This window comes from Stenotrophomonas lactitubi, assembly GCF_002803515.1.
Lineage (GTDB): Bacteria > Pseudomonadota > Gammaproteobacteria > Xanthomonadales > Xanthomonadaceae > Stenotrophomonas > Stenotrophomonas lactitubi.
Window position 1 is genome coordinate 2,371,673 of record NZ_PHQX01000001.1, and the last position, 25,312, is coordinate 2,396,984.

At 66.1% G+C, this 25,312-nt stretch carries 24 protein-coding genes; 13 read left to right on the top strand and 11 right to left on the bottom strand.

Annotated elements, in window-relative coordinates; all coding sequences use genetic code 11:
* Positions 1 to 31 precede the first annotated feature (31 nt).
* The 6 genes from hutI (at position 32) to CR156_RS11225 (ending at position 9,192) form a co-directional block, all read left to right on the top strand.
* Positions 32 to 1,255, top strand: a complete 1,224-nt coding sequence (hutI, locus tag CR156_RS11200; RefSeq protein WP_100554150.1) for an imidazolonepropionase — start codon at positions 32 to 34, stop codon at positions 1,253 to 1,255.
* Positions 1,252 to 2,793 (top strand): histidine ammonia-lyase, encoded by a 1,542-nt coding sequence (gene hutH, locus CR156_RS11205; protein ID WP_100552915.1) that lies wholly within the window; start codon positions 1,252 to 1,254, stop codon positions 2,791 to 2,793. Before hutI ends, hutH begins: the two co-directional genes overlap by 4 nt.
* Positions 2,790 to 3,644, top strand: coding sequence for an N-formylglutamate deformylase (gene hutG / locus CR156_RS11210; protein ID WP_100552916.1), 855 nt, complete (start codon positions 2,790 to 2,792; stop codon positions 3,642 to 3,644). Before hutH ends, hutG begins: the two co-directional genes overlap by 4 nt.
* The gene (hutU, locus tag CR156_RS11215; protein ID WP_100552917.1) at positions 3,641 to 5,308 is read left to right on the top strand and encodes a urocanate hydratase; all 1,668 of its coding nucleotides are present in this window, start codon (positions 3,641 to 3,643) and stop codon (positions 5,306 to 5,308) included. Before hutG ends, hutU begins: the two co-directional genes overlap by 4 nt.
* 148 nt (positions 5,309 to 5,456) lie before the next feature.
* Positions 5,457 to 6,893, top strand: coding sequence for a serine hydrolase domain-containing protein (locus tag CR156_RS11220; protein ID WP_100552918.1), 1,437 nt, complete (start codon positions 5,457 to 5,459; stop codon positions 6,891 to 6,893).
* Positions 6,894 to 7,083: 190 nt separating this feature from the next.
* A complete protein-coding gene (locus tag CR156_RS11225; protein ID WP_100552919.1) occupies positions 7,084 to 9,192 on the top strand; it encodes a TonB-dependent receptor family protein in 2,109 nt (702 codons plus the stop codon).
* Positions 9,193 to 9,234: 42 nt separating this feature from the next.
* Here CR156_RS11225 and CR156_RS11230 read toward each other — a convergent pair whose 3' ends face one another.
* The 4 genes from CR156_RS11230 to CR156_RS11245 form a co-directional block, all read right to left on the bottom strand.
* Positions 9,235 to 9,750 carry a hypothetical protein gene (locus tag CR156_RS11230; RefSeq protein ID WP_100552920.1) on the bottom strand — a complete coding sequence of 172 codons (516 nt, stop codon included), beginning with the start codon at positions 9,748 to 9,750 and terminating at the stop codon, positions 9,235 to 9,237.
* A 48-nt stretch (positions 9,751 to 9,798) separates the two neighbouring features.
* Entirely contained in the window at positions 9,799 to 10,548 is a 750-nt protein-coding gene (locus tag CR156_RS11235; RefSeq protein ID WP_100552921.1) for a hypothetical protein, read from the bottom strand.
* A complete protein-coding gene (locus CR156_RS11240; RefSeq protein WP_100460482.1) occupies positions 10,545 to 10,922 on the bottom strand; it encodes a VOC family protein in 378 nt (125 codons plus the stop codon). The genes CR156_RS11235 and CR156_RS11240 overlap by 4 nt, the downstream gene beginning before the upstream one ends.
* A gap of 187 nt (positions 10,923 to 11,109) precedes the next feature.
* Entirely contained in the window at positions 11,110 to 11,688 is a 579-nt protein-coding gene (locus CR156_RS11245) for a TetR/AcrR family transcriptional regulator (protein WP_100552922.1), read from the bottom strand.
* A gap of 69 nt (positions 11,689 to 11,757) precedes the next feature.
* Here CR156_RS11245 and CR156_RS11250 point away from each other — a divergent pair, with 69 nt between their 5' ends.
* Positions 11,758 to 12,303 carry a thioesterase family protein gene (locus tag CR156_RS11250; RefSeq protein WP_100552923.1) on the top strand — a complete coding sequence of 182 codons (546 nt, stop codon included), beginning with the start codon at positions 11,758 to 11,760 and terminating at the stop codon, positions 12,301 to 12,303.
* Positions 12,304 to 12,342: 39 nt separating this feature from the next.
* On the opposite strand, the gene CR156_RS11255 is transcribed toward CR156_RS11250, so the two are convergent.
* Positions 12,343 to 12,615 carry a hypothetical protein gene (locus CR156_RS11255; RefSeq protein WP_100552924.1) on the bottom strand — a complete coding sequence of 91 codons (273 nt, stop codon included), beginning with the start codon at positions 12,613 to 12,615 and terminating at the stop codon, positions 12,343 to 12,345.
* A gap of 222 nt (positions 12,616 to 12,837) precedes the next feature.
* Complete coding sequence (locus tag CR156_RS11260) at positions 12,838 to 13,965, bottom strand: agmatine deiminase family protein (RefSeq protein ID WP_100552925.1); 1,128 nt, start codon at positions 13,963 to 13,965, stop codon at positions 12,838 to 12,840.
* A 144-nt stretch (positions 13,966 to 14,109) separates the two neighbouring features.
* On the opposite strand from CR156_RS11260, the gene CR156_RS11265 reads away from it, so the two are divergent.
* Positions 14,110 to 14,970: a LysR family transcriptional regulator gene (locus CR156_RS11265; RefSeq protein WP_100552926.1), complete on the top strand. Its 861-nt coding sequence runs from the start codon at positions 14,110 to 14,112 to the stop codon at positions 14,968 to 14,970.
* 72 nt (positions 14,971 to 15,042) lie between these two features.
* On the opposite strand, the gene CR156_RS11270 is transcribed toward CR156_RS11265, so the two are convergent.
* The gene (locus CR156_RS11270) at positions 15,043 to 15,789 is read right to left on the bottom strand and encodes an SGNH/GDSL hydrolase family protein (RefSeq protein ID WP_243381806.1); all 747 of its coding nucleotides are present in this window, start codon (positions 15,787 to 15,789) and stop codon (positions 15,043 to 15,045) included.
* Between the two features lie 94 nt (positions 15,790 to 15,883).
* The gene (locus CR156_RS11275) at positions 15,884 to 16,852 is read right to left on the bottom strand and encodes a DUF2268 domain-containing putative Zn-dependent protease (RefSeq protein WP_100552928.1); all 969 of its coding nucleotides are present in this window, start codon (positions 16,850 to 16,852) and stop codon (positions 15,884 to 15,886) included.
* Positions 16,853 to 16,992: 140 nt separating this feature from the next.
* On the opposite strand from CR156_RS11275, the gene CR156_RS11280 reads away from it, so the two are divergent.
* On the top strand, positions 16,993 to 17,976 hold the full coding sequence (locus CR156_RS11280) for a hypothetical protein (RefSeq protein WP_100552929.1): 984 nt from the start codon (positions 16,993 to 16,995) through the stop codon (positions 17,974 to 17,976).
* A 13-nt stretch (positions 17,977 to 17,989) separates the two neighbouring features.
* Here CR156_RS11280 and CR156_RS11285 read toward each other — a convergent pair whose 3' ends face one another.
* From CR156_RS11285 to CR156_RS11295, 3 genes are all read right to left on the bottom strand, one after another.
* Positions 17,990 to 18,313 (bottom strand): hypothetical protein, encoded by a 324-nt coding sequence (locus tag CR156_RS11285; RefSeq protein WP_100552930.1) that lies wholly within the window; start codon positions 18,311 to 18,313, stop codon positions 17,990 to 17,992.
* Positions 18,314 to 18,468: 155 nt separating this feature from the next.
* Positions 18,469 to 20,931: a S9 family peptidase gene (locus CR156_RS11290; protein WP_100552931.1), complete on the bottom strand. Its 2,463-nt coding sequence runs from the start codon at positions 20,929 to 20,931 to the stop codon at positions 18,469 to 18,471.
* A gap of 155 nt (positions 20,932 to 21,086) precedes the next feature.
* Positions 21,087 to 21,422: a hypothetical protein gene (locus CR156_RS11295; protein WP_089236083.1), complete on the bottom strand. Its 336-nt coding sequence runs from the start codon at positions 21,420 to 21,422 to the stop codon at positions 21,087 to 21,089.
* Positions 21,423 to 22,150: 728 nt separating this feature from the next.
* Between CR156_RS11295 and CR156_RS11300 the strand changes: the two genes are divergently transcribed.
* The 4 genes from CR156_RS11300 to CR156_RS11315 all read left to right on the top strand — a co-directional run bounded on the left by CR156_RS11300 (position 22,151) and on the right by CR156_RS11315 (position 25,312).
* Complete coding sequence (locus tag CR156_RS11300; protein WP_223880114.1) at positions 22,151 to 22,657, top strand: hypothetical protein; 507 nt, start codon at positions 22,151 to 22,153, stop codon at positions 22,655 to 22,657.
* A gap of 13 nt (positions 22,658 to 22,670) precedes the next feature.
* Positions 22,671 to 24,101 (top strand): XVIPCD domain-containing protein, encoded by a 1,431-nt coding sequence (locus tag CR156_RS11305; protein WP_100552933.1) that lies wholly within the window; start codon positions 22,671 to 22,673, stop codon positions 24,099 to 24,101.
* A 64-nt stretch (positions 24,102 to 24,165) separates the two neighbouring features.
* Entirely contained in the window at positions 24,166 to 24,942 is a 777-nt protein-coding gene (locus tag CR156_RS11310) for a HipA family kinase (RefSeq protein ID WP_032976287.1), read from the top strand.
* Positions 24,920 to 25,312 (top strand): DUF3037 domain-containing protein, encoded by a 393-nt coding sequence (locus CR156_RS11315; protein WP_100552934.1) that lies wholly within the window; start codon positions 24,920 to 24,922, stop codon positions 25,310 to 25,312. Before CR156_RS11310 ends, CR156_RS11315 begins: the two co-directional genes overlap by 23 nt.

Here is a 25,312-nt window from a genome sequence, read left to right on the forward strand (position 1 = left end):
GACATATAAGCACAGCCGCGTTGTGGATGCCATGCACGTCGATACCCTCTGGTCCAACGTCCACCTGATGACCCTCGATGGCGAGGGGTTGGGTGTCCTTCGCGATGCAGTCCTGGCCGCCACCGATGGCCGCATCGTGCATGTCGGCCCCGCCGGCAGCGATGCCCACCTGCAGCCGACCACCCGCATCGACGGCGAAGGCCGCTGGATGTCGCCGGGCCTGATCGACTGCCACACCCACCTGGTCTACGCCGGCAACCGTGCCAACGAATTCGAGCAGCGCCTGCAGGGTGTGAGCTATGCCGAGATCGCCCGTGCCGGCGGCGGCATTGTCTCCACCGTACGCGCCACCCGCGCCGCCTCGCCAGAGCAGTTGGCACACGAGAGCCGCCCGCGCCTGTTGGCGATGCGTGCCGAAGGCGTGACCACCATCGAGATCAAGTCCGGCTACGGCTTGACCCTGCAGCACGAGCGCAAGCAGCTGCAGGTAGCACGCGCGCTGGGCGAGGAGTGCCGGGTGAACGTGGTGCCGACCTTCCTCGGTGCGCACGCGGTGCCGCCGGGCCGCGAGGCGCAGGAATACACCGACGAGGTGTGCGAGGTGATGATCCCCGCCATCGCTGCCGAAGGCCTGGCCGAAGCCGTGGACATCTTCTGCGAGAACATCGCGTTCTCGCCGGCACAGGCACGCCAGGTCTTCGAAGCCGCGCGCGCGCATGGGCTGGCCATCAAGATCCACGCCGAACAGCTGAGCAACCAGCATGGCGCCGAACTGGCGGCCGGTTTCGGTGCGCTGTCAGCCGACCATATCGAACACCTGGACGACGCCGGCATTGCCGCGATGGCCACCGCCGGTACCGTCGCCGTGCTGCTGCCCGGCGCGTTCTATTTCACCCGCGACACCACCCTGCCGCCGATCGCTGCGCTGCGCGCGGCCGGCGTACCGCTGGCGCTGGCCACCGACAGCAACCCGGGAACCTCGCCGCTGACCAGCCCGCTGCTGGCGATGAACATGGGCGCCACCCTGTTCCGCCTGACCGTGGACGAATGCATCGCCGGCTTCACCCGTGAAGCGGCGCGCGCGCTGGGCCATGGCGAGCGCATCGGCCGCCTGGCCGTCGGCATGGACTGCGACCTGGCGATCTGGGACATCGACGCGCCCGCCGACCTGGTCTATCGCATTGGATTCAACCCGCTGCACGCGCGCGTGGTGCGCGGACAGCCCGACCTGCCTGCCTCCTGGAGCAACACATGAGCAACACCCTGGTTCTTCGCCCCGGCCATGTCACCCTCGCCCAGTGGCGGCAGGCGTATCGCGGTGCGCCGCTGTCGCTCGACCCGGCCGCGTTGCCGGCGGTGCGCGCCAGCGCTGCGACGGTGGCTGCCATCGTCGCCAAGGGCGCACCGGTCTATGGCATCAACACCGGTTTCGGCAAGCTGGCCAGCGTGCGCATCGAACGCGAGGACCTGGCCACCCTGCAGCGGAACATCGTGCTTTCGCATGCCGCGGGCGTGGGTGAGCCGATGCCGGCGAATGTGATGCGGCTGATGATGGCGTTGAAGCTGGTCAGCCTGGCCCAGGGTGCTTCCGGCGTGCGCGAGGAAACGCTGCTGCTGCTGGAAGCAATGCTGGTGAAGGGCGTGCTGCCGGTGGTGCCGGCGCAGGGCTCGGTCGGTGCTTCGGGCGACCTGGCGCCGCTCTCGCACCTGGCCAGCGTCATGATCGGCGTCGGCGAGGCCTTCGTTGGCGATGAGCGCCTGCCCGCCGTGGATGCACTGGCGCGTGCTGGCCTGCAGCCGGTGGAACTGGGCGCGAAGGAAGGCCTGGCCCTGCTCAACGGCACCCAGTTCTCTACCGCGTACGCACTGGCCGGCCTGTTTGAAATCGAAACCGTGTTCCAGGCCGCGCTGGTCACCGGCGCGCTGTCGGTGGAAGCGGCCAAGGGCTCGGACACGCCGTTCGATCCACGCATCCATGCCCTTCGCGGACAGCGCGGGCAGATCGCCACCGCCGCCACCCTGCGCACACTGATGCAGGACTCGGGTATCCGCGAATCGCACCGCGACAACGACGTGCGCGTGCAGGATCCGTACTGCCTGCGCTGCCAGCCGCAGGTGATGGGTGCGGCGCTGGACATCCTGCGCCAGGCTGCGACCACGCTGGAAATCGAAGCCAACGGCGTGTCCGACAACCCGCTGGTGTTCACCGATACCGGTGAGGCGCTGTCCGGCGGCAACTTCCACGCCGAGCCGGTGGCCTTTGCCGCTGACATGCTGGCGATGGCGGTGTGCGAGATCGGCTCGATCAGCGAACGCCGCCTGGCGATGCTGGTGGACCCGGCGCTGTCCGGCCTGCCGGCCTTCCTGACCCCGCGCCCCGGTTTGAATTCCGGCTTCATGATTCCGCAGGTCACCGCCGCTGCGCTGGTCTCGGAGAACAAGCAACGCGCCTACCCGGCCAGCGTCGATTCGATCCCGACGTCGGCCAACCAGGAAGACCATGTGTCGATGGCCGCGCACGGCGCACGCCGCCTGATGCAGATGGCCGAGAACGCGGCCAACGTGATCGGCATCGAGCTGCTGGCCGCCGCGCAGGGCTGTGACTTCCATGCGCCGCTGCGCTCTAGCGCCGCGCTGGAAACCGTGCGCGCCACGCTGCGCGCGCAGGTGCCGACGCTGGAAGAAGATCGCTACTTCCACCCGGACATGGTGATCGCGACCGATCTGGTTCGCAGCGGTGCACTGGCCAAGGGCCTGGTAGAGCTGCTGCCCACGGTGGAACCGCAGGCATGAATGCCCATCCCGAATGGCTGACCGTGCACGAGGGCGATGCCCCGCTGATCGTCAGCTTCCCGCACACCGGCAGCGAACTGCCGCATGATCTGATCGGCGACTTCCACTCACCGTGGTTGGCGCGTCGCGATGCCGACTGGTGGGTGCATGAGCTGTACGACTTCGCACGCGGTATGGGCGCGACCACCGTGCGCTCGGCCATCTCGCGCTCGGTGATCGATCTCAACCGCGATCCCAGCGGCGTGTCGCTGTACCCGGGCCAGAACACCACGGGCTTGTGCCCGCTGACCACCTTCGACAACCAGCCGCTGTACCACGCGGGTCGCGAGCCGGACGATGCCGAGATTGCCCGCCGTCGCGACACCTATTTCGCGCCGTACCACGACGCACTCGCCAAGCAGATCGCACGCCTGCGTGCACGCCACGGCACCGTGGTGGTGTACGACGCGCATTCGATCCGCTCGCACATCCCGCACCTGTTCGATGGCGAGCTGCCGCAGTTCAACCTCGGCACTGCCGGGCCGTCCGGTGCACCGGACACCTCCTGCGACAACGCGCTGAGCGATGTGGTCGAAAACCTGCTGGCGCTCAGCGGCATGAGCCAGGTTCGCAATGGCCGCTTCAAGGGCGGCTGGATCACCCGCCACTACAGCAGCATTGCCGGAGGCGTGCACAGCCTGCAGATGGAACTGGCCTGCCGCGGCTACATGCACGAGCCTCTGCCCGACCAGGTGGACGAGCACAGCTGGCCCACCCCGCTCGACCCCGACCACGCCGCACCGTTGCGCCACACCCTGGCGCAGGTGCTCAACGCCTGCCTTGAATTCGCTACGAACCGGAGCGCCGCATGACCCGCAACGACCCGTCCCGCACCATCGCCGCCCCGACCGGCACCACGCTCAGCGCAAAGAGCTGGCTGACCGAAGCGCCGCTGCGCATGCTGATGAACAACCTGCACCCGGACGTGGCCGAGCGGCCGCAGGAACTGGTGGTGTACGGCGGCATCGGCCGCGCCGCACGCGACTGGGAAAGCTTCGACGCCATCGTCGAAACCCTCAAGCGCCTGGACGATGACCAGACCCTGCTGGTGCAGTCTGGCAAGCCGGTGGGCGTGTTCCGCACCCATGCTGATGCACCGCGCGTGCTCATCGCCAATTCCAACCTGGTGCCGCGCTGGGCCAACTGGGATCACTTCAACGAGCTGGATAAGAAGGGCCTGGCGATGTATGGCCAGATGACCGCCGGCAGCTGGATCTACATCGGCGCGCAGGGCATCGTGCAGGGCACCTACGAAACCTTCGTGGAAATGGGCCGCCAGCACTACAACGGCAGCCTGGCCGGCAAGTGGCTGTTCACCGGCGGGCTGGGTGGCATGGGCGGCGCGCAGCCGCTGGCCGCCGTGATGGCCGGCGCCTCGTGCCTGGCGGTGGAATGCCGCAAGAGCAGCATCGAAATGCGCCTGCGTACCGGCTACCTGGATACCTGGACCGACAACCTGGATGAGGCCCTGCGCCTGATCGAAGAATCGTGCACCGCCAAGAAGCCGCTGTCGGTCGGCCTGCTCGGCAATGTCGCCGACGTGCTGGACGAACTGCTGATCCGCGGCGTGAAGCCGGACCTGTTGACCGACCAGACCTCCGCCCACGACCCGGTCAACGGCTATCTGCCGCAGGACTGGACGGTGGAAGAATGGGATGCCAAGCGCGTAACCGCGCCGAAGGAAGTGGAGAAGGCCGCGCGTGCGTCGATGGCCAACCACATCCGCGCCATGCTCGGCTTCCACTCACTGGGCGTGCCGACCGTGGACTACGGCAACAACCTGCGGCAGATGGCGCTGGAAGAAGGTGTCGAGGACGCGTTCGATTTCCCGGGTTTCGTGCCGGCCTACATCCGCCCGCTGTTCTGCCGTGGCATCGGCCCGTTCCGTTGGGCGGCGCTGAGCGGCGACCCTGAAGACATCGCCAAGACCGATGCCAAGGTGAAGGAGCTGATTCCGGACAACCCGCACCTGCACCGCTGGCTGGACATGGCCGCTGAGAAGATCAAGTTCCAGGGTCTGCCGGCGCGTATCTGCTGGGTCGGGCTGGGTGATCGCGATCGCCTGGGACTGGCCTTCAACGAGATGGTCGCCAACGGTGAACTGAAAGCACCGGTGGTGATCGGTCGCGACCATCTGGACAGCGGCAGCGTGGCCTCGCCGAACCGCGAAACCGAAGCGATGGCCGACGGTTCCGATGCAGTGTCCGACTGGCCGCTGCTGAACGCCCTGCTCAACACCGCCAGCGGTGCGACCTGGGTGTCGCTGCACCACGGCGGCGGCGTCGGCATGGGTTTCTCGCAGCACGCCGGCATGGTGATCGTCTGCGACGGCACTGAAGCGGCGGCCAAGCGGATTGCACGCGTGCTGTGGAACGACCCGGCGACCGGCGTGATGCGCCATGCGGATGCGGGCTATGAGATCGCGATTGAGTGTGCGAAGGAGAAGGGGCTGGATCTGCCAGGAATCCTCGGCTGATCGAGCGTCGCCGGGCACGGCCCGGCGCTACCGGAAACGTGTGGTAGTGCCGGCCGCTGGCCGGCTCTCCCTGATGCGGGAATCGGTGCTCTTGACCCGCTCTCCCGCCGTGACCAAGATGCGCCATCGCCGCTGACGGAACACCGCGATGTACCGCGTGCTTGCCGCTGCACTCTTCTGCGCCCTGGCAGTCACCTTGCCCGCTTCGGCACGTGATGTTCCCGATGATCTTTTGGCTCGTCTGGACGCCCAACTGCAGGTCAACCGCGAGCGCTACGGCATCGCCGGCCAAGCCGTGCTGGTCGCCCACAACGGCCAGGTGCTCTACCAGGGCGCCAGCGGCGAACGCGACCCGGCTACCCACGCGCCCGCCACCATCGATTCCATATTCGCCGCGCAGTCGGTAGCGAAACTGCTCACCAGCACGCTGGTGATGCAGTTGGTGGACCAGGGCAATGTGGATCTGGATGCTCCGGCCAGTCGCTATGTGCTGGACCTGCCGCCCGCATGGCAGAAGATCCATGTGCGCGACTTTCTCAATCACAGCTCGGGCATCGCCGAGTACTACGACCGGGTCGACAACCGCTGGATAAGCAAGGGCTACACCGGCATAGCGCCCGACCTAGCCGCCGCACTGAAGGTCGCCGCTGCGGCGCCGATGCAGTTCGTACCCGGCAGCCGCGTGCAGTACACGCAGGCCAACTACCTTGTGCTCACAGCGTTGCTGGAAGCGCATTACCGCAAGCCCTATCCGGCCATCGCGCGCGAACGCATCCTGCAACCGCTGAAGATGCGCAGTACCTCGTGGGGCACGGCCAGCGTGCCGGCGCAGCGCGCGGCCGTGCCTTACATCGGCAAGGACGGCCAACTGCAGCCGGCCAACGAAGATCCGTGGCCGAACTACGGCTGGGGCCATGCCGACCTGCAGACCACCGTGGGTGACATGAACCGCTTCCTGCAGGCGCTGGCGACCGGCAGGCTGGTGCGTACGGCAACACTGGAGAAACTCTGGCAGCCGCAGAAACTGAGCGGTGGCGGCAGCAATTTCTTCTCCACCGGCTGGGATACCACCCGCAGCGACGGCTACACCCAGCTCGGCCACGACGGCGGCACGCGCGTACGTGCGCGGCTGGCCTACAAGGGCACGCTGGCCGGCGGCTACTGGGTGTTCGTGTACCTGACCAACGGCAGCGCCCGCAATGTGTGGTCGAGCACGCTGGTGGAAAGCACGATGGCGGTGGCCGCGCCGCAGGAGTTTCCGCATGCAGTGCTTTCCGAGCGGCTGATCGGCTACGCGCTGGATGAAAGCACCGATGCGACACAGGCGATGCGTAGCTGGCTGCGCGACAGCAATGGGGTTCCCACGGGCGAACTGGAGCGTGCGATCAATGCCGATGGTTACGCTATCCGCGAGCGCCTCGGGGCACGCAAGGCATTGAAGGTGTTCACGCTCAACACCGAGCTGTATCCGGGGTCGGCCAACGCGTGGGACAGCCTGGCCGAGTGCCATGCCGCGCTGGGGGAGAAAGAAACCGCTGATCGGCTGTATGCGCAGTCGAAGGCGCTGGCGAAGCCTTCGCCGTAAACCCTGTAGAGCCGAGCCCATGCTCGGCTGCTTTTCGTTGCGATTGGAGAAAGCCCGCGCTGCGCGCGATAGCCGAGCGTGGGCTCGGCTCTACAGCGACACTGCGGGCGGCCATACGCGGGTGGAGGGTGACGTGGGGCCATCGACCTGTTAACTTGCACGCCACTTTCGTGGTTTACAGCATTTCCGCATGCCGCTCTCGCCGTACCGCCCCACCCCGTCGCTGTTGTTCCTGGCCGTAACCCTCGGCCTCGCCACTACCGCCCAGGCCGCGCCACAGGCCACCACACTGGATGCGGTGCAGGTCACCGCCGCCGATGCCAGTGCGCAGGCGCGCGAGGCACTGAAGCGCGTACCAGGCGCCAGCAACGTGATCGACGTGGCCAAGGCGGACAGCCGCCTGGCCAGCAGCGCCGATGTGCTGGCCTACCAGCCGGGCATCAGTGCGCAATCACCGGGCAACGAAGGTACCAAGGTGTCCATCCGCGGTTCGGGCATCAACCGCGGCCCGGGCGCGCATGCTTCCGGCATCGCGGTATCGATCGACGGCCTGCCGCTGACCGGCCCGGGCGGCACGCCCTACGAACTGCTGGAACCGTTGTGGCTGTCGCGTGTGGAAGTCCTGCGCGGCGCCAACGGCTTCGAACGCGGTGCCCTGGCGCTGGGCGGTGCCATCGACTACATCAGCCGCAGTGGCCGCGATTCGGCTGGCGTGCAGCTGCACTACGAAGCCGGCAGCCGTGGCTACCAGAAACGCGGCCTCAGCTGGGGCGGCGTCAGCGGTGACGTCGACTACTTCCTGGCTTATACCGATACCGAATTCGACGGCTACCAACGGCATGCGTCCGGCGATGGCAAGGGCGCGATGGCCAACATCGGCTGGCAGATCACCCCCGATCTGCAGACCCGCTTCTTCGTGCGCTACCGCGAAACCAATCACGAAACACCCGGGCGCCTGACCCGCGAACAGATCCGCAACGATCCGCGCGCGGCGAACCCGGCCAACCTCGCCATCGATGCGCGCCGTCCGCAACCGGGCAGCACCTGGGTGGGCAATGTCACCACGCTGCAGATCGATGAGGATTCGTCGCTGCAGGCCGGGCTGGTCTATCACAAGTATCCGATGGACTTGAACGAAAGCCTGTACCGCCAGCAGCTGGACTACGCCAACCTCAACGCCACGCTGGACTACCGCCGCCGCCATTCGCTGTTTGGCCTGGACAGCGAGACCATCATCGGCCTGCGCGTTACCCATGACCTGGATGCCGATGTGCGCGAGTCGCTGCGCTTTGCCAACAACGGTTATGCCGCCGGCACCCGCACGCGCGACTTCCGCCACCATGGCACCGACAGCACGCTGCATATCGGCAACAACCTGGCGGTGAATGAGCGCCTGCGCGTGCAGACCGGTTTGGCGCTGATCAACACTCGCCGCGATGTGCAGGTCACCTGGCCGAGCACTGGTGGCCGCCTGCGCGACCACGACTGGGATTACGCACCGCGGCTGGGCTTCACCTGGCAGCAGACACCGCAGACGCAGTGGTTCGGCAACCTCAGCCGCTCGGTGGAAGCGCCACATCCATGGTCGATGATCTGGGGCTCGAACCAGTACTTCGGCGCGGGCAATGGTCCGTCCAGCGGCCGCCAGCGCGCGCCGGTGGCGATGCAGAACCAGACCGCCACCACGCTGGAACTGGGTGCACGCGGCGACGCCGCGGTGGGCCGCTGGGAACTGACCGGCTACTACGCGCACGTGAGCCATGAACTGCTGAGCGTGGAACTGCAGCCGGTGCCGAACCTGTTCATTGCCGAGAACAACGCCAGCCCCACCGTGCACCGCGGCCTCGAGGCCGGACTGGACAGCACCTTGTGGCAGGCGGCACCGGGCCGTTTGTCGCTGCGCCAGGCCTATACCTTCAGCGATTTCCGCTATCGGCATGACACACGTTTCGGCAGCAACCGCCTGCCGGGTCTGCCGCGCCATGCGTACCAGGCCGAACTGCGCTTCGACCACGCCTCGGGTCTGTATGCCGCACTGAACACCGAATACGCCTCGCGCATCGCAGTGGACTACGCCAACAGCTACTGGGCCGGCAGCCACGTCATCTTCGGCAGCCGCATCGGTTACGACGCACCGGGCGGCCGCTGGCAGCTGTGGGCGGAGATGCGCAACATCGGTGACCGCCATTACGCCGCCACCGTCACCCCCGGTTACAACGATGCCGGCAAGGACGTGGCGCGCTCCACGCCCGGCGAAGGCCGCGGCGTGTATGCAGGCGTGCGCTGGCGCTTCGATTGATTCGTAACGGGAGCGCCGGACATGGCCCGGCGCCCCCTGGGATCACGCAATGCGCCAGGACGGCAGGCGCTCACTGCGCCGCCAGACCGTGGGCGCGAAGCCCATCATCAACAGCCCCGCCAGCCACTTCGGCGACGTACTGAGCAGCGTCGACGTCAACGCTGCATCCAGCGGAGCGGCCTCCTCCTGCCAGGGGTTGTAGCCGAGGTAGATGATGCTGCCTGCCCACCACAGCAGAGCCACCCCCAGTCCCACCAGCAGCAGCGCCATCGTGCGGCAGGTCCAGCGCTGCGAGGTCGTGCCCCACTCGCGGGAAATGGCGACCAGCAGGGCAACCACCAGCAACGACACCAAGGCCACCAGGCCGATGTCCACCTTGTGCCCGATGCGTTCATAGGTGCAGGCGCGGCATTGGACTTCTTCTGCGGCCGCCTCCGTTGTGGGCGGGGCCGCTGCGGGCGCGGACTGGGCCAGCACCGCGAACGGCATCAACAGGGCGAGCATCGCCACCATCAACCAACGAACGAACTTCCTGTTACTGCGTGCAGCGACATCCATGCGCTTCTCCTTGGGTGTGATTGAAATTCAACGTGGTGGCAGATCCTGCTAAAACGCCTTGAACACCTGCATCAGACTGACCGCATCCGGTGCCAGCTCCTGCGCAAGCCAGCCCAGCGCGGCGAAGAACACCAGCAGTCCCAGCAGCGGCCAGATCGTATGGGACAGGCACAGCCGCCACCAGCCCTGCGCCTGCATGCCCTGCATGCGCTTGTACAGACCGCCGGCGATGGCCGCATCCACCAGCAGCTCGGCCATCAGCACCGGCGCCGACCACACCACCCAGACACTGGCCAGGAGCACCGTAGCCACCAGCGCGATGATGCCGAGAACGGCCAGCAGCGGCAGGCCTGCCTCGCCGTCGGCTACGTCCAGCAACGACGTGCTGTCGGCACTCGTGCTGGAGGACGCTGCGGATTCACCCCACGAGGCGGACGCGCCACCACCGCCGGAATGTCCGCCGCTGCCGCTCCACGGCGATCCCGGGCTGCCACCGCCTCCGGGCCCGGAACCCAATCCGTCGGCCACCGCATCCCAGCGCCACCGGATCCAGATCCACATCAACAGCAGGAATACGCCGTAGGCCATCAGCACGGCCAGTGGATAGCGCAGCAGCATCGCGTCCATGCCCGCCAGGCGCAGCACGTGCGAGGCGAGGAATCCTGCGGCGCCGGTCAGCACGACGATCAGGGCCATCTGCAGCCGTGGCCAGCCACGATGCTGCAGCTGCCGGCGTGCGTGCATCGCTTCAGTGCTGCGGCTGCTCGGCATGGAAACAGGCGGGCGTCGGTTGCTCATATTGCCGCCTTGGTCACCGCCTCGATGCGATGGCCGTCAGGATCGATCACGAACGCGGCGTAGTAACGGTCGCCGTAATCCGGGCGCAGGCCAGCAGGTCCGTTGTCCTGGCCTCCGGTTGCCAACGCAGCACGATGGAAGGCATCAACAGCCGCGCGCGTGGTTGCCGCCAACGCCAGATGGAAGCCGGGTCCCGGCGCCGCCGCATCGTCGCGCAGCTTCAGGCAGAGCAGGTCTTCATCATCGACCAGGCCATAGCCGATCGCGGTGTCGTCTTCGAAGACGCGGCGATAGCCAAGCGCTGCGAGCACTGCATCATAGAAGCGGCCTGCAGCGTGCAGATCGCGAACCCCGAAAGAAAGATGGTGCAGCATGCGGACATCCTTGCCTGGCACGCGGGTGATGGTTGGCGGATTGTAACCACGAATCGCGGCCGCTGCCTGCCAACTCACATGCGTGCCGGATGCTGCAATGCAGGACGACGATGGAGGCGGCGACATTGCAACCGGCCCATCGTGGCAACCAGCCAGGCCTCGCGATGCGTCTCCCGGCGCGGGTGATTCAAGCGGGTGGTGCAGCCGCCTTCAACAACTGCGCCGCCACCTGGTCGAACGGGGCGATGTCCTGCAGCGCGCGGCTCATCGCAACCGCCCCTTCCACGCTGGCGATCACCAGGCTGGCCAGCCCGTTCGCCGCGGCAGGTTCGTGGCCGTCGGCGATGAAGGTGGCCGCCAGGTGCCCCTGCCAGCGCAGGAACACTTCGGCGGCCGCCGCACGCGGCTGGCTCGGCGTAGCCTCCACCGGCTCCTCGACAGCCGCCGCCAGCACAGGGCAGCCGGCACGAAAACCGGTGCGCAGCAGGCGCTCGCGCCACAGTGCCAGGAACTGCTGCAACCCCTGCACTGCACCGCCCTTCAACAGCTCGATCAGCAGCGCCTCCACCTTGTCGCCGGCCATGGTGGTGGCCCGCGCCAGCAGCTCCTGCTTGCCGCCCGGGAAGTGGTGATAGGTGGACCCCAGCGGCGCTTCGGCCAGCTTGGTCACTTCGCGGATGCTGGTGGCATTGAGGCCCACCCGCGCGAGCATCTGCGCTGCAGCATCGATCACGCGCTGGGGGGCATCGGACGATCGCGGGCTCACGGCAGGCTCCTTGCTAAGACAGTCGTCATAGACTAGCGTATCGACCGTTCTATAACAGTCGTAATAACCATGAATCTCTGGTTCCGCCTGCTCCACCTGCTGCTGTGCAGCCTGTTCCGGCCCAAGCTGGACGCGCCATTCGGGGTCTCGCGCCTTTCGTTCCGGGTGCTACCCAACGACCTGGACAGCAACCTGCACATGACCAACGGCCGCTACTGGAACATCTTCGACCTGGGCCGGCTGGACCTGATCCTGCGCATGGGGCTGGGCAAGGTGGCGCTGCGTGAGAAGTGGGCGCCGATCGTTGGCGCCGGCACCATCCAGTTCCGCCGCGAGCTGAAGCCGTTCCAGCGTTTCACCCTGGAAACGCGGCTGGTCGGCTGGGTCGGCACACGCGGCATCATGGAGCAGCGCGTACTGATCGGCCCGGAACAGAAAACAGCCACGCGTGCGCTGCTGATCACCGGCATCTATGACCGCCGCGCGCGACAGTTCGTCGGCATGCCGCAGATGATGGAATCGATCGGCGTAGTTGCTCCGCCTTCGCCGGCCCTGAGTGCGGCAGCCGAGGCACTGCTGGCTGCCGATGCTGCATTGAAGCGCGACGATGCATGAGCAACACGACCCGTAGCACACGCCGGCACGGTCAAGCGTTCAGCGGAGAACCTGTACCAATCCGACCACGCCAGCAGCCACACCTGCCAACATGATCGAATAGATCAGCCACACCGGGCCGCCCTGCGCGTAACCGTAGGTCACCAGCGCCTCACGGATCGGGCGACGTGACACCCAGGAAACCAGTACCAGCGCCAGCAGCGCAGAACCGCAGCTGATGCCCATACCCAGCAACAACGGACGCGAATCGGTATGGGGGTAGTGGCCCAACGGCCAGATCAGCAGGCTGCCAGCGATCCCAAGCAGGAACAACGCGTTCGCACTCCATACCGCAACACGATGCCTGCGCCGCAGATACGTCAGGCTGCGGCCGCGGTAGTGGCTTGGAAGCCGCTCAGCGGCTCGCCGCGCAATGACTGTGGCGATACTGCCACCGACCATGCCACTCCAGACCGCAGTATCCAGATCCATTTGTCACTAGGCATGCCACTGTTGCCACATCATGGCATGCCGTCGGCAATGCCGGTAAGGACCTTACCCGACCCGCGGCATGTTCTTGGTCACGCAATGGATGCCGCCGCCACCGCCGGCGATCGCATCGATATCCACCTGCTCGATGGTGCGGCCGGGATACAGGTCTTCCAGCAGTTCACGGCAGTAACCATCCGCCTTCGCGTCACCAAACTGCGGCGCGATCACCGCACCGTTGATCGGCAGGTAATTGATGTAGCCCCGGGCCAGATCGTCATTGTCGCGGGTGTGCACATTGTCGCGCCCGCCCAGCGGCGGCGGCAGCGTATGCACCTGCAGCCTGCGACCGTCGGCATCGGTGGCGCCGCGCAGGATGTCCAGATGCTCGCGGGTCAGATCGTAATCGTACGACTCCGGGTCGTTGTCCAGGTTGGCGATCACCACGCCGGGGCGCACGAAGCGTGCGTAGAAATCCACGTGCGCATCGGTGATATCTTCGCCAGCGATGCCGGGCAACCAGATCACCTTGCGCAGGCCCAGGTGGTGCTTCAACTCCGCTTCGATATCCGCGCGTGACCAGCCCGGATTGCGGTTGCGGTTCACCCAGCAGCTTTCGGTCAGGATCGCGGTGCCGTGTCCATCAACCTCGATGCCACCGCCCTCACCCACCAGATAGCTTTCCAGCAGCGTCGCGCCGGTCATCTGCGCCAGCCACGGTGCTACTGCACCGTCGTTGCGTGCACTCTGCTTGCCGCCCCAGCCATTGAAGTTGAAGTCGACCAGGCCCAGCCCGCCCTTGCCATCGGTAACGAAACAGCCGCCGTAGTCGCGCACCCAGATATCGTCCAGCGCCACGTCGAGGAATTCGATGTTGTCGCTGCCGCAGCGCTCCTGCGCCTGCCGGCGCTGCGCAGGACGGCACAGCACGCTGACCGGCTGATGGCGGGCGATGGTGCGCGCCAGCCGGGCGACAGCACTGTTCACTGCATCGGCCTGCGCGCCCCATACCCGCGGCTGTGCAGCGAAGGCCAGGAAGACCCGCTCCTGCGGACCGTGCTCATCGGGCATCTGCCACCCGGCCGGTGCAGCGGCACGGGCGCGGGCGGGCAGTCCGGTCAGACCCAGCGCGGCCAGGCCGCCCAAGCCAGCGGTTGCGGCGAGTTGGGTGATGAAATGGCGTCGGGTAGACATGACAGGCTCCAGAGGCGGACCGTGAAGTCCGGCTGATCGATTCAGGCGCACCGGCTGATGCGCGACAGATCCATGTTGCCCTTGAGGATGGACGAGAACAAACGATAGATTCAGCGGGAATACGATCAGCCAGGCTTATCAATCATGCTCAAGCATTGGCCCCCGTTGAACGCCCTGCGCGGCTTCGAGGCCGCCGCCCGGCTCGGCAGCTTTCATCGTGCGGCCGAAGAACTGCACCTGAGCCAGTCTGCCATCAGCCAGCAGATCCGCGGGCTGGAGGACTCTCTGGAACAACCGTTGTTCTTCCGCCAGGGCCGCAGTGTGACCCTCACCGATGCCGGCATCGACCTGCTGGAAACCACGCAGTCGCTGCTGCGGCAACTGGCCAGTGGCATCCGTCGGCTCGATCAGTATCGCAAGCCGAATCAACTGATCGTCAACACCAGCCCCGCCTTCGCGCGCCACTGGCTGGTACCGCGACTGGGCGACTTCCGCCGCCAGCACCCGCAGGTCGACCTGTGGCTGTTGACCAGCGAAGAAGCTCCGGACATGACCGCACAGACGCTGGACATCAGCATTCGCGATGATCTGCAGGCACAGGCCCATTGCGAGCATCGCGTGCTGCTGCAGGACCGGCTGTATCCGGCCTGCCACCCCAGCGTGCTGGCGCTACCTGTTGCCGAGCGCAGCACCCTGCACGGCGAGCGCGAAATGGACTGGAGCCAGTGGCAGGTGCAGGGCGGCGCGGATGTGGGCCAGCAGCGCGAAGGCCTGAATTTCTCCGAGCCAGGACAACTGCTGGATGCCGCGTGCCAGGGCCTGGGCATCGCACTGGTCAGCGAACTGCTGGCCGCACCGGCGCGCGCGCAGGGCCTGCTGCAGCCACTGGATGAGGTCTACGTACGCGGACCGCGCTGGAGCTGGTTGCTGCACGAGGACAGCACCCGCGATCCGCTGGTGATGCGGTTCTGTGAGTGGCTGCTGGCCGAGCTTCCGATAGCGTAGTGCCGGCCGCTGGCCGGCAATCCGTTCGGCATGCAGATTGAGGTTGCCGGCCAGCGGCCGGCACTACCCATCTCAGCGCTTGGGCGCGTTCGCCTGCGCGCGCTTGATCGCCGCCTCGGCCAGCGGTGCCATCAGCGCATAGCCCTTCGCCGTCGGGTGCACGCCATCGGTTGCCAACTGCGCATCCAATCCACCGGCACGATTGGCCATCGCTGCGTAGTAGTCGAGATAGACCAGACTCCGTGTGTCGGCATGGCGCTTCAGCGCAGCATTCAATGCACGCACCTTGGGAGCAGGCGTGATGCCCGGCATCCACGGGTACTCGCTGACCGGCAACACCGACGCCAGCACCACCGCGATGCCATGCGCCTTCGCCAGATCCAGCATGGCCTGCAGGTTGTCCTCGATCATCGCCTGCGTGGCCGGACCGGTGTTGCCGGCGATGTCATTGGTGCCGGCCAGTATCACCACCACATTCGGGCGCAGCGCCAGCACATCCTGCGAAAAGCGCACCAGCATCTGCGCGGTGGTCTGCCCGCTGATGCCACGATTGATGTATCCCTTGCCGGGGAAGAAGGTACTGCTACCTTCCGCGCCCCAGCCTTCGGTGATCGAATCGCCAAAAAACACCACGCGTGGCTGGCCGGCCAGTGGCGCTGGCAACGCGGCATTGGCCGCGCGGTACTTCTGCAGTTGCGGCCAATCGGACAGGCGCTGCTGCATGAAACGCACCTCGTCCGGTTGCAGCTGTTCGACCGGCCTGGTCAGCAGCGGATTGCTGGCCGCCTGCACCATCGCTGGCGTGGCCAGCGCTGCCATGAGCAGACCAGCCGCTAGCCAAGCCGTTGAAGTCATCCTGTGCATGCGCATCCTCCGCTGTCGACCTGGGCAGTCTAGCGCGGCCTGCGAATGGTCATTTTGCCGATGCAGCCGCCCTTGCCGCCACACCCGTGACCTTGGCCGGCATCCACATTCCCGGCGTCCAGCCACTGGCCTCCAGGATCGCCTTCGGGTTGTCCTGCTGGATCAGCGCGCGCACAGCGTCGCGCTTGTTGCCGGCCTGCAGGTAATACGCCTTGGCGATGCGATAGCCCACCCAGTAGCCCAGGTCGTAGGGCTCCTGCGAACCCGACGTGTGGTTGTACAACCAGGGCTTCAGATCGGTGCTGTCCATATCCAGCGCGAACGCGCTTTCGATATGCACTTCCTTGCCCCGCGTCCAGCCTGCATGCCGGCCGTTGCCGACGTCGCCGGAAATCAGCTCGGCGATGAACTCGGCGATACCTTCGCCCAACGACTCGCGCAGTACCGTCGCGCGCGGATCGCCCGCTTCATACTCGCTCACGCCGGACTGCTGGATATGCACATACTCATGCGCGATCACGTGTACGAAGCGGTCCTGCGCGTTGGCGTTCATGAAGTCGGCCGCACACAGCGCTTCCAGGCCGATCACCACCCCGTCCGGGTACGTCATGCCCACCGGTTTGCCGCGTCCCACCACGATCGCTACCGGCGGGAACTTCACCTGCGGATAGATCGCCTGCAGGCTCGCGAACACCTGCACCAGTCGCTGCCGCACCGCCGGCAACTCCGCCAGACAGGCCCGTCCATTGGCATACATCGCAGGGTCGCGCGCAATCGCGTCGGCCATGCGCTCGGCGGTCACCCGGCGCAGCTTCGCGAACTGGGCCAGGCTCGGCGTGCCCTGTGCCAGGTACTGCTCCAGCTGGGCCGCGCTCGGCTTGCCGCCGGCCGCCTCGTACAACGCGTAGAAACGGGTGGCGTCGGTGGTCAGGATTTCAGGTCCCGGCACCGCCGCCTGGGTGGTGCCGGCCACCCCGCCGAGGGCCAGGGCAAGCAGGCAACGCAACGACACGAACATGGCTCCGTCCTTGGTGGAGTGCACGCGAAGCGCGCAATCTATCACCGTGCCGGCGCATGCGCTGCCGTATCGTGCAACGCCCTCCCCTGCTGTGCCAGACTCGCGGCGAGCGGCCGCCATGGAAGCAAGGGGAAGACAGGATGATGATCGTTCCAGCGTTCTGGGCCGAAGCCCGTCTGCAGGACAGGTACAGGGGCCGGGCAGTGGTGGTTCGCCGATTTGGCTGGTCCGACGAAGACCAGGATGCCGCACAGGCCCACGCCGATGCGCGTGCGCGCGAAGCGCTTGATGACATCCTCAGCGGCCAGGCCGTGCCGCGTCGCGAGCGACGGACCAACTACGGTGTCGAGGGCATTCCGATCCGCGAGCAGATCGTGCAGCGCAGGGATGATGTCATTGTCACCCGCAACAGCTATGGCGCGCTGTGCCTGAACACCCCCGACGTCCTGTTTGCCGACATCGACCACGTGCCCACTCCATCAGGCTGCGCATTGCCGCTGCTCGGCGCACTGGGGCTGCTGGCAGCCGGTGCACTGATCGGCGGGGCCCTGGGCAACTTCAACATCGGCCTGGCGGCCGGCGGCATCGCGATGGTGGTGGTCAACCAGATCCTGTCGGGGCGGCGCAAGCGACGACTGGCCCGGTCCGGCGGCGCCGAAGGCATCGCGCTGCAGCGTGTGCAGGCGTTCGTCGAACACCATTCCGACTGGCACCTGCGTGCCTACCGCACCCCTGCCGGGCTGCGCGTGCTGGCGATGCATGCCACGTTCGAACCACAGGATGCGCAGGTGCATGCCTTCTTCAAGGCATTGGGCACCGACACGTTGTATGCAGGCATGTGCACGCTGCAGCATTGCTTCCGTGCACGGCTGACACCGAAACCGTGGCGGCTTGGCATCATCGCCCGCATCCGTCCGCCGGTGGCCGCCTGGTCGGCCGAGCAGGCCAGCAACCCCGACCGTCTGGCGTGGATCGTCGAATACGAAAGGAAAAGCACCGGCTTCGCTGCATGCGCCTATGTGCGCAGCTTCGGTGACGAGCGTCGTGTGGACGCCAAGGCCGAACGCGTGCGCGACCTGCACGATCGGATGTCGCGTGCATTGGACAACCTGCCGTTGGGATGAGCGCGCGTCGCGCTCAGCGGCCACCCTGCACGAAGGGCTGACCCGCCAGCGTGGTTCCCACCTGCAGAGCGACCTGCTGCCCATCTTTGGCGAAGGTGCTGCTGCAGTTGTTGCCGCCTTTCTGGCAACCCACTTCCGGGAAACCCTCCAGTGCTTCGGGCGCATCGCGTGGCGGGCTCGCCTGCCATCCCGCAGCATCAAGCAGTCGCTTGGCTTTGGTGTAGGGCATGCCGGGGGTGATGCCCAACGCTGCCAGTTCAGCAGGCAGGGGCTGGGCGAATGCAGCGACCGGAACAACGGACATCGACAGCGATACGGCGAGGATGAAGGCCTTCATGGAGCGAACCCGTAGCAGACATCAGATGCGCAGCGTACCGCAGCTTTGTGGCCGCTCCATGCCTGCATCACAGATGGTTACGTAACACCCACAGGGGGATACCTGGACACGACGCCTGAAACAGAAAGGCCGCCCCGGAGGGCGGCCTTGCCGGATTACTTCGCGTTCTTCACGTAAGTGTCGAACCAGTTGAGCATTTCATACACCAGCTGCTCGTTCGACTCCAACGCGGTGTACCAGTGCGGCTCGTTCGGCAGCATCACCAGGCGGGTGGTGCCGCCATTGCCACGGATCGCCTGGTACAGCTTGCGCGACTGGAACGGCTCGGTGCCCGGGTTGGCATCGTCCTCGCCGTGGACCAGCAGCAGCGGCAGCTTGATCTTGTCGGCGTAGAAGAACGGCGAGGCCTTCAGGTACACGTCCTGCGCCTGCCACACCGAGCGGCGCTCGTTCTGGAAGCCGAACGGGGTGAAGGTCTTGTTGTACGAACCACTGGTCGCCACGCCGGCCTTGAACAGGGTGGTGTGGGCGATCAGGTTGGCGGTCATCAGGCCACCATGGCTGTGGCCGGTCACGCCGATCCGGTTGCGGTCGACCACGCCCAGTTCCACGGCCTTGTCCACCGCTGCCTTGGCGTCGGCTTCCAGCTGTTCCAGATAGGTGTCGTAGGCGTTCTTCGGGTCACCCACGATCGGGAACGAGGCGTTGTCGATGATCGCGTAGCCGGCCAGCAGCATCAGGCGGTACGGCTGCAGACGGGTGAAGGTCTGCTGCGAACCGGATACCTGGCCGGCCTGTGCGGCATTGGCGAAGTCGGCCGGGTATGCGTACAGGATCGCCGGTACGCGCTGACCTTCCTTGTAGCCCGGCGGCGTGTACAGGGTGAACGACAGGTCCACGCCATCGGCGCGCTTGTAGGTCACCAGGCGTTTCTGGATCTGCCGCACTTCCGGGGTCGGGTCGACCAGCTTGGTCAACGCGGTGGGCCTGGACTCGAACTGCGCTTCGCCGGCCTTGGCATTGTCGATGCGCTCACCGAGCAGACGCACGAACGCGTTCGGCGGGTCAATCACCGACTGGTGCCAGGTGACCAGATGGCCCGGCGTGGCACTGAAACCGATGACCTGCTCATACGCATCGGCAGCGCTGCGGAACAGGCGTTCGCTCTTCAGCGTACCCAGGTTGAGCGCATCCAGGAACGGACGGTCGCCCTGCGGCGACGCGCCCTGCCCGCGCAGGAACACGGTGTTGCCTTCCTGGCGTACCACCGGCGCACCGCTGGGCAGGCGCTTGAACATCAGGTTGCCCGGGTTGCCGTACAGCTCATCGCTGGACATGTCCCACAGCAGTCGCCCTTCCTTCTTCGGCTGGTCCACATCGACGATGCGGGCCTGCATCCAGTGGCGGTTCTCGTCGTTCTCGAACTGGAACGACACGGCCGGGTCGGCCGACCACGCAAAGCCCTCGAAACGCTGCGCGGTGCGGGCGATTTCCACCGGCTTGCCGGTGAACGGCGCCTTCAGCATCAGCACGCGATCGCGATGCGGCACGCTCACCTTCCAGTCGCCCTTGTCCAGCGCTTCGGCATAGACCAGGGTAGCCGGGTCGGTGGAGCGCCAGTCGTAACCGCGCGGGCCTTCCGGCACGCCGTGTACCGGCACGCGATCGGCCAGCGGCAGGCTGGCCAGCACCGTGTTGCGGCCATTGCCGAGGTCCAGCACCGCTACATCGTTGGCGAAACGCTGGTAGGTCACCGCATGCGAGAACGGTGCCTTCAGGGTTTCGGTCAGCACATGCACGCCATCGGGTGCGGCGTTGACGTCGTTGTACAGCGCCGGCTGGCCAACCGGGCGCACGCTGCCGGCAGCGGCATCGACCACCGCCAGCTGCGAGGCACCGTAATAGGCGAACAGCTTTTCATCGTGCACGCTGGTCAGCGTGTCGCGCGCTTCATAGGTGCTGCTCTCGCCACTGCTGCCCAGCGACTCCTGCGCGTCCGGACCGGTGGGAGTACCGCCGTTGGACGGCGCCGGCCCCTGGTTGGCAGGTACCAGCTTCACCAGCAGGCTCTGGCTGCCACCCAGCCACTGCACGGTGTACCCGAAGATCGGATTCAGCTGCACATTCGGCACCTGCTTCACCTGGCCAGTGGCGGCGTCGCCCACCCACAGCTGCACGCTGGTATCGACCGCATTCTGGAAGGCGAAACGGCTGCCATCGGCCGACCACTGTGCGGCCCCTGCGCAGCCCTGCGGCAGGTTGACCTTGGTGCTCTTGCCGCTGGCGATCTCGACCAGGGTGAAGTCGGCCACACAGGCCGGAATGCCATAGCCGCCGGGGGTGTCGTGGCGGCTGCGGTTCTTCGGTTCCAGGCGCACGCCGGCCAGCTTCAGGTACGGCTGCGCCACGCGAGTAATGGACGGATAGGTCTGCGCGGTGGTCAGCAGCAGGCGCTGGCCGCTGGGGTCGATGTTCGGTGCCGGCGGCGGCGGGGCCTTGAGTACCTTGAGCAGGTGTTCCGGTGGCTTGGCGTAGTCGGCGAAGGCCGGGCCGGCGGCCAGCAGGCCGAATGTGGCAACGGCAACGGCCGCCGCCAGAGAGGTACGACGGATGAGCATCCTTATCCCCTGGGAGTGAGTTGGGTACCCGCACTGCGGGCATGGGCCGAATCTAACACCCCCGGCCCACCGGGAAATGGGCCGGAAGGGCTAGTCGCCCCATCCTGCAAAGCGTGGCCCTGCCTGGCCCGGCTCCCTCCCGGGATGCCCCTCACTTACTGCCGCGCGTGCAGCTCCCAGGTGGACAGATAATCGGGATCGATCACCGTCACCCCACTGGACCGCAACTGGTACTCACCCGGCGCGGCCGGCAGGTACTGGTCCAGCATCGGCGGCAGGTAGCGCTCATGTCCGTCATCGCCATCGGCCAGTACCAGTCCCTCTTCGGCACTGACCCGCAGCACGGTGCCGGCAAACTGTTCCAGCCCCTGTACCTGGCCATCGCCGCCAAAACGGGTAACGCCCACCAGTACCAGCTTGCCAATCATCTGCTCGGCCTTGGCATCATCCAGATCCAGGGGCGGCAGGGCTCCTCTCGATTCGTTGCTCATCGTGCACCTCGGAAGCCTGCGTGGACATCGTGGACGAGATGCGCGCCCAGTGCTGCGAACGAAACAGCGTCGTGGGGCGACTCGCATGCATGTAGTGGCTCTGCGCACTGCGGGATGCAGAGCCAACCATCGGTGCTCAACTCACGGAAGAATTCTGTCTGAGGCTGCATGAACCGCAGCAGCGGTTTCAGCATGTTCGCCGACAACAGCACATTCCACCTGGGCGACAGGCCGGTTGCTGATGCGGTAGGTGTACGCGTGAACAGGACTGTGCATCGCGGGCCTCCTTGCCGGGGGAGTGGCCTCGCAGGACCACATTCAACGCTGCGCAAATGTGCCGGAAACGAGCTGGCGGGTATCGATCGCGGGAAAGCGACAGGGACGCCTGCAACTCAGGGTCACGCCTGCGCTTGATCGTCTACACGGTTGGATGCTGCCACCGCCCAGGGAATGGCGAAGTGAAGAAGTTCCGTAGCGTCCCGTCCCAGGCACCTTCACTTGCGGCCCGTGCCTGAGCCGAACGCGCCCTGCCCCGATTCCAGCAATCGTCATTTCCATTTAACCTGTGATTCACTTGGCCCACTTTAGGGTCAGCGCTCAACATGCAGGGAACGCTTATGTTTGGGTACGCATTCACACGGCCGTGGGCAATCGCCCTATGTGCGGCCTCGCTCTGCGCCTGCACACACGCGACTGACCGTTCGTCGACTTCTCAAGGACCCGTTACCATGGCATCGACTGCCTCCGACGCCGCAACGCCGTCTGCGCTCAGCGCAGACCAACTGCTGTTGCGCCTGCTGGATCTGATCAAGGACACCACCTCCACCCGTGAACTGACCCTTGAACGGGTATCGCAGGCCATGCAGGCTCCCGCGCAGAGTTTCGGCCCGGGGCATTTCGGCTACGGCGGCACGCTGACGCCGGAATGGAGCTACGGCCTGGAGATCAAGAAGGCTGGCGCCGCCGATGCGCGTCTCGATCTCAATTTCATCGACACCACCGCCGACCGCAAAGCCAACGCATCGGCGATCTGCCAGGTCGACTTCAATCAGTTCGCCGCGGGTCTGCAGGCCGCGGGCTTCAAGCGCGACACCATCCGCGGCGAGCACGGCCGGGTCATCCATGACCGTTTCGATCGCCCGGATCTGACCATCAAGGTCGACACGATGGCTGAGGATTCAACCCCGTCTGGCAAGCCGGCGCATGCCTGCGTCCGCCTTGTGACCGTGCAGTAAGGAGCACCGCACCATGCCTACGCTTTCAGCGGATACGGAACGCCTGCTGACCGAATTTGCAGGAAAACCCGATGTAACGACCGATCAGGTCGACAACCTTCGCAAGGCCATTGCCAATTCTCCGGCGCTGGCAACCCAGGTCGACTTGGCCATCACCGCCGGTCATCTGCAGCGCTTCGAGCTGTTGCCCGCCGACAGCAATGTGGCCGGCGAGTACGTCAGCGGCGCAAAGGCCATCCGCCTGCCGGCATCCAGTCTGTCCACGCTGGCAGCCCCGGACAAGCACGATGCTGCAGAGCTGACGTTCGTCCTGGGCCATGAGATCCAGCATGGGCTCAATGATGCAGCGACCGAACGTGCCTACGAGCAGTTTGATTCTGATATTGCAGACATTGCCGCGCGCGATTCGACCCACGACTACACCCAGGCCATTGGCACCCTGCTCGCAGCCAACCGACGCGACGAGGCATCGGCGAACATCGAGGGCTGGAATGCACTGGTCGGCATGGTCAAGACCGCCAACCCGGACGCCACGCTGGAGGATGTATATAACGCAAGTACCCGTGCAAACGAGTTCGTGCGCGTGCAGCCCGGCCCGCCGATGACCTATACCGCGCATCCGGACCTCACACTCAATGCAGACCTGAGCATGACCGCCACTGCCGCCAACATCGAGGGCATGGGCAAGCACTACTACGACGAAGGCGTGTCGTCCGGGCTGGGGCCCAATGGCAATTCTGACTACCAGAATTTCTACGCTGCCTCTGCCATCAGCCGCGCCTGCGAGGAAGAGGCCAAAAACCCGGCACCCGATGGCATCAGCAGGATGTCGGTGAACATGGCACAGCTGGGCCTGCAGGAAAGCCTGCTGGAACAGAACGGCCTGTATCTGGGTAAGGGCACGCCGCCACGACAGCCCTACTTCGATACCAGCACTTCGCCGTCCACGCTGCATTATTTCGACCACACCGAGGGCACCTACGCCCACGTGCCCATCACCGCGCAGGCGACCGCCGCTCCCTCGAACGAGGCGCAGGTTGCGTTGGCGGGCGGCAACGACCGTGCCCTGCACGACCAGATCCGCGGCAAGGTGGCCGAGCTGGATGCCGCCAACGGCCGCAGCTTCGACGCTTCCAGTGAACGCCTGAGCGCAAGCCTGCTGGTGCTGGCCCGCGAGAACGGCCTGGACCGCGTGGATCATGTGGTGCTCAGCCGCCAGGCCGGCGACGTCGCTGCGGCACAGAACGTGTTCGTGGTGAAGGGCGCGCTGGATGATCCTGCGTCGCTGCGTGCGTCGGCAGCTACCGCTGAAGCCGCCCAGCGGCCGGTGCAGGAAAGCCTGGACAGCCTCGCCATCGTCAACCAGCGCCAGGCCGACCACGCCTCGCAGGAGCAGACGCGCCAGCAGGTGCAGGAACAGCAGCGCAGCGCACTGTCGCATTGAGGTCAGGGACGGCGCCGGGCATCGCCCGGCGCAACCCGCGCATGGGCCACGCTAGAATGCGTGCATGCGTACCGTCCATGCCCTTCGCTACATCACCCCCTTGCGGGAAGGTGGCTCACTGCCTGCCGTGGTCGAGACCGACGACGACGGCATGGCCGTACTCAAGTTCCGTGGTGCCGGCCAAGGGCCAAAGGCGCTGATCGCCGAGTTGATCGCGGGCGAGATGGCGCGCGCGGTGGGCCTGCCGATTCCGGAGATCCTGTTCGTCGAGCTGGACAGCGAGTTCGCCCGCACCGAGCCCGACCCGGAGATCCAGGACCTGATCCGCGCCAGCGAAGGCCTGAACCTGGGCCTGGATTACCTGCCCGGCGCGATCAACTACGACCCGGCGGCAATGCCGGTGGACGCTGACCTGGCCTCGCGCATCGTCTGGTTCGATGCGTTCACCAGCAACGTCGACCGCACCACGCGCAATCCGAACCTGATGGTGTGGCACCGCAAGCTGTATCTGATCGACCACGGCGCGGCGATGTACTTCCATCACGACTGGGCCAACGCCGGCGATGCCTGCGAGAAGCCCTTCGTGCTGATCCGCGACCACGTGCTGCTGTCGTTCGCCAGCCGCATCGCCGAGGTCGATGCCGAACTGGCTGCGCGCCTGCCGGATGCGGAAATCGAGCGCATTGTAGGCCTGGTGCCGGACAGCTGGCTGGTCGATGAGCCGGCCTTCGACAGCCCCCAGGCTTATCGGCAGGGCTACATCAATTACCTGAAGCATCGCCTGAAGGTACGTGCGGTGTTCGTGCAGGAGGCCATCCGTGCCCACGCTGCACACGTATGACTATGCCGTCATCCGCGTGGTACCGCGGGTGGAACGCGAGGAGTTCATCAACGTCGGGGTGATCGTGTCCTGCCCCGGCGCACGTCACCTCGAAGCGGCGATCGAGATCGACGCTGCGCGCCTGCAGGCCTTCGCGCCGGCGCTGGATATTGAAGCGCTGCAGCCGTGGCTGGATGCCATCGTGGCGATCTGCCGGGGCGATGCCAACGCCGGCCCGATTGCGCAGCTGCCCGCGCGCGCGCGCTTCCATTTCCTGACCGCCAAGCGCAGCTCGGTGGTGCAGATGTCCAGCACACATGTGGGCCGCACGGCAGACCCGGCCGGCGTGGTCGAACACCTGATGACGAAGATGGTGCGGGTCCCGACCTAG